5 protein-coding genes and 1 tRNA gene are annotated in these 3810 nt (G+C 62.7%); 2 read left to right on the forward strand and 4 right to left on the reverse strand.

Annotation, left to right across the window (positions count from 1 at the left end; all coding sequences use genetic code 11):
• Window positions 1-30: 30 nt before the first annotated feature.
• The gene (locus tag VDP82_RS15340) at window positions 31-186 is read right to left on the reverse strand and encodes a hypothetical protein (protein ID WP_323015701.1); all 156 of its coding nucleotides are present in this window, start codon (window positions 184-186) and stop codon (window positions 31-33) included.
• 161 nt (window positions 187-347) lie between these two features.
• A tRNA-Ser gene (locus VDP82_RS15345) sits at window positions 348-440 on the reverse strand.
• 219 nt (window positions 441-659) lie between these two features.
• On the opposite strand from VDP82_RS15345, the gene VDP82_RS15350 reads away from it, so the two are divergent.
• The gene (locus VDP82_RS15350; RefSeq protein WP_323015702.1) at window positions 660-1430 is read left to right on the forward strand and encodes a hypothetical protein; all 771 of its coding nucleotides are present in this window, start codon (window positions 660-662) and stop codon (window positions 1428-1430) included.
• Window positions 1431-1465: 35 nt separating this feature from the next.
• On the opposite strand, the gene VDP82_RS15355 is transcribed toward VDP82_RS15350, so the two are convergent.
• Complete coding sequence (locus tag VDP82_RS15355) at window positions 1466-2107, reverse strand: glutathione S-transferase N-terminal domain-containing protein (protein WP_323015703.1); 642 nt, start codon at window positions 2105-2107, stop codon at window positions 1466-1468.
• Window positions 2108-2221: 114 nt separating this feature from the next.
• The gene (locus VDP82_RS15360) at window positions 2222-2662 is read right to left on the reverse strand and encodes a glyoxalase superfamily protein (protein ID WP_323015704.1); all 441 of its coding nucleotides are present in this window, start codon (window positions 2660-2662) and stop codon (window positions 2222-2224) included.
• 414 nt (window positions 2663-3076) lie between these two features.
• On the opposite strand from VDP82_RS15360, the gene VDP82_RS15365 reads away from it, so the two are divergent.
• Window positions 3077-3810, forward strand: a 734-nt coding sequence (locus VDP82_RS15365) for a sulfite exporter TauE/SafE family protein (protein ID WP_323015705.1), incomplete at its 3' end; no start/stop codon positions are given.

Here is a 3810-nt window from a genome sequence, read left to right on the forward strand (position 1 = left end):
TTCTCAGTGAAAACTTCTGCCCCTAGAGGGTCAGATCTCGGTGGCATTCAACACTTTTGCCGCCTCTTGTTTATCAACCTCACGAATATAGAAACTGATTTGCACCACGCCCGCCTTCTTTCGGCGTTCACGCATAGCAACGGAGTTGTACGGCTTGGGAGACGTCGGCCCGGAATCACTGTTCATAGCAAATTCCTAGCAATTTTTACCATAAGAGAGAAGCGGTACCTGTCACCATTTGTCTCAATGGGTCGGAACCAAACCCCTTTTTTTAGGCGGGTTTATAGGCGGGAAGTGGATTTTAAGAATCCAACTCCATAACAAAATCAATGACTTATAGAGTAGAATGGCGGAGAGGAAGGGATTCGAACCCTCGAGACAGTTCATCACCATCTGCGCCCTTAGCAGGGGCGTGCCTTCGACCACTCGGCCACCTCTCCGGCGTGGGTCTGATACAGGGCAATGCAGCCCGAAAGCAAGGGCTTTGTCGCCGCTGGGGGAGATTTCCCCATCGGGCGGCCGGGTGGATGAAAAACCCGCCGCTGGGAAAGCAGCGCCGGCCAAGCATCTGGCGGAGCGTGCATATTTCCTTGCCCTGCGGGCTGGTGCGGACTTTTGGGCTTTGCTAGCTTTCGGCTCTGGTTCGAGGGGGGACGATCGTGCAGGCAATTTTGTGGCTTCCATTTCCGCTGCTGGCGTCCTGCGTGCTGGTCATCGCGCTCTGCTGCTTCGGCGCCGGCGTGGCCATGGTCCATCTCGTCCGGCGCTTCGGCGGGCCGCTGGCCGAGCGGCTGCCGCAGCCGGCCTTCATTTCGGTCACGGCCACGGCCTGGGCGCTGGCGCTGGGCTTTGCCGCTTCCGATGTGTTTTCGCTCAACGGCATGGCCGACCGGGCGGCGCAGGCGGAGCGCTCGAGCATTTCGCGCCTTGCCGGCATGGCGGCGCCCGAGGCGCTGGACCGGCCCGAAATGCAGCGGACCATCTCCGATTACGCCCATGAAATCATGAGCGTGGAATGGAGCACCAATCACAACCGCACTGCCTCGGCCCGGGCCAATGACCTGCTGCAAAGCCTGCGCCTCCAGATCATCGCCATGACCGGAGAGGGCGTGCCCGAAGTGCTCATCGGCAAGACCATCAGCGATTTCGACGAATTGCAGGATGCGCGCGGCATCAGGCTGGCTTTGGGCCAGAGCGTGCTCGACGAGACGCGGTGGTATCTGGTCTTTGCCCTGTCGATCCTTACCGCGCTCAATATCGGGATGGTCCATGCCGGGGCGCCGCGGGCGGCGCGCAACGCGCTGGCGGTGTTCTGCTGCGCGCTGTTCATGTGCCTGGCCATTCTGGGCCTCACCGCCGATCCCTACCGCACCATGCACCCCTCGCTGCTGATTACCGAAAGCGCCCTGGCCCCGCTTGCCTTGACATAGGGCGGACGGGCCGGCGGGGAGCCGGCCCCGCGCGATCAGCTGGCCTTGCCGAAGGCCAAGCCCCTGGCCACGGCCGGACGGGCATTGAGCCGCTCGATCCAGGCGATGACATTGGGGTGCTCGGCGCGCGTGGCGCCATAGCGCTCCCAACTCTGGGCCCAGCCGATGGAAGCGATATCGGCGATGGAATAATCGCCCGCGATGTAGTCGCGCCCCTCAAGCTGGGTGTTGAGCACACGGAAAAGCCGCAGCGTTTCCTCGCCATAGCGCTTGATGGCATAGGGGATTTTTTCGGGCGCATAGAGGGTGAAATGGTTGTTCTGGCCCAGCATGGGGCCGAAGCCGCCCACCTGCCAGAACAGCCATTCATCCACCTTCACCTGCTGGCGCGGATCGGTGGGATAGAGCTGGCCGAATTTGAGCCCAAGATATTTCAGGATCGCCCCGGATTCGAAGATCGAGATCGGCTCGCCCCCCGGCCCTTCGGGGTCGACGATGGCGGGGATCTTGTTATTGGGCGAAATCGCCAGGAAATCGGGAGCGAACTGCTCGCCCTTGCCGATATCGATGCGGTGATAGACCCAGGGCACCCCCAGCTCTTCGAGCATGACATGCACCTTCTGCCCATTGGGCGTGGGCAGGGAGTAGGCTTGGATGGGCTGGGTCTGCGTGGTCATTGCCGATTCCATGGCTGAACATTACGGTCCCTCCGGTATATCGGCATTCAACGATGAAGGGCAAGGCATGTCCCGCCCTGCCCTTCATCCGCTCTTTGTCGTCATGGCCTGCGCTCAGGCCCGCCGCAGCACCATTTGCGGATGGCCATTGCCGCGCAGCGCCGGGGAAATGCCGTGGATATCCACGGTGGCGACGACGCGATGGCGCAGCGCGGCGAACATGAAATTGGGCGTCACGTTCACCGGCTCGTTTAAATTGATGGTCACCGTATAATGCTGCATGTCGCTCATCATCTGCACGCCGATAAGCATGCCCTCGAAGGGCTGTTCGAGATAGAGCCCGGAAACGCGCTGGCCCACCTGCCAGGGGGAAACGATACGGTCTGGCAGCGCGGCGCGCGCCGTGTTCCAGTCGCGATAGCCATGGGCACGGGCCACCGCCTCCAGGGCGGCGCCGTGGCTGATATCCTCGCCGGCGCGGGCGCGTTCGGCGCGCAGGGCCTTGGCTTCGAGCTTCAGCGATTGGGCGGAAAGAGTGTCGAGTGCAAACGTCATCGGTCAAATCCTCTCATCTGCAATGAGGCGACTCGTCCATGGGGCTCGCCTTGCCATGATGCGCCTTGCAGGGGGATGAACCGGGGTTCTGTCTTGCCAGGGCTGGGCTTCACCATCGGAGTTTCATCCGGCGAGCGGCGGGTGCCAGCGACCCGAGGCGGATATGGCCCCCTCTTGCGGGTTTGTCAACGCATGGCCGGCATGCAATCAAGGCGCCTGAGCCCCGTCGCGGCCCGCCCTTACAGCATGTCTCCCGAAAGTGGGAACCGGTTTCGGGATAAAGACATGCGCAAAAACAAAAGGCTAAAGCGCATGGAGCGAATCTGAAAGATCGCGACGCGCTTTAGGGCGTTTCCGGGAAAAGTGGATACCGGTTTTCCGGTTCGGAAACGCGACAGATCAAAGGCTCAGATCATGCTCGAAACCGTCTTCCTGCTGGTGACCGGCCTGTTGGGCGGCGCCGTCAATTCGCTGGCCGGCGGCGGATCGTTCATCGTTTTTCCGGCGCTGCTGTTCGTGGGGGTGCCGCCGGTCATGGCCAATGCCTCCAACACCTATGCCGCCCTGCCCGGCTATGCCAGCGGCGCGCTGGGCTATTGGCGGGCCATGCTGCGCTATCGCGAGCGGCTGGTGCCCTATGGCCTGGTCGCCGCCCTGTTCGGCTATGCCGGGGCCGAATTGCTGCTGGTGGTCAGCGACGCGCAATTTGCGCTGGTAGTGCCCTGGCTCATGGCCTTTGCGGTGCTGCTGTTCATCTTCGGCAATGCCATCAGCCGCTGGGTGGCGGCGCGGGGCAATGGCCGGCGCGGGCTGAAGCTGGCCGGCAGCCTGCTGCTTCTGGCGTTCCTCGCCGGCGTCTGCCTTTATGGCGGATTCTTCAATGCCGGGCTGGGCATTTTGCTCCTGGCGTTCCTCGCCACCGCCGGGCTCAGCGACATCCACGCCATGAACGGGCTCAAGCTCTATGTCTCCAGCATCGTGGCGCTGGTGGCGGTGGCGCGCTTTGCGGCCAGCGGCTCGATCGACTGGTACCACGGCTCGATCGCGCTGGTGGGCGTCACCATTGGCGGCTATCTGGCGGCGCGCAACGCCCACCGCGTGCCCCAGCGCATCATCCGGCTGGCGGTCATCGCCTATGGCATCGGCAT

Origin of the sequence: Devosia sp., from assembly GCF_034675085.1 — a bacterium.
Lineage (GTDB): Bacteria > Pseudomonadota > Alphaproteobacteria > Rhizobiales > Devosiaceae > Devosia.

What these genes read in the sequence shown, in the direction of transcription:
- VDP82_RS15340 (WP_323015701.1), bottom strand. Translation starts at nt 186, where the DNA reads ATGAACAGTGATTCCGGGCCGACGTCTCCCAAGCCGTACAACTCCGTT.
- VDP82_RS15355 (WP_323015703.1), bottom strand. Translation starts at nt 2,107, where the DNA reads ATGACCACGCAGACCCAGCCCATCCAAGCCTACTCCCTGCCCACGCCC.
- VDP82_RS15360 (WP_323015704.1), bottom strand. Translation starts at nt 2,662, where the DNA reads ATGACGTTTGCACTCGACACTCTTTCCGCCCAATCGCTGAAGCTCGAA.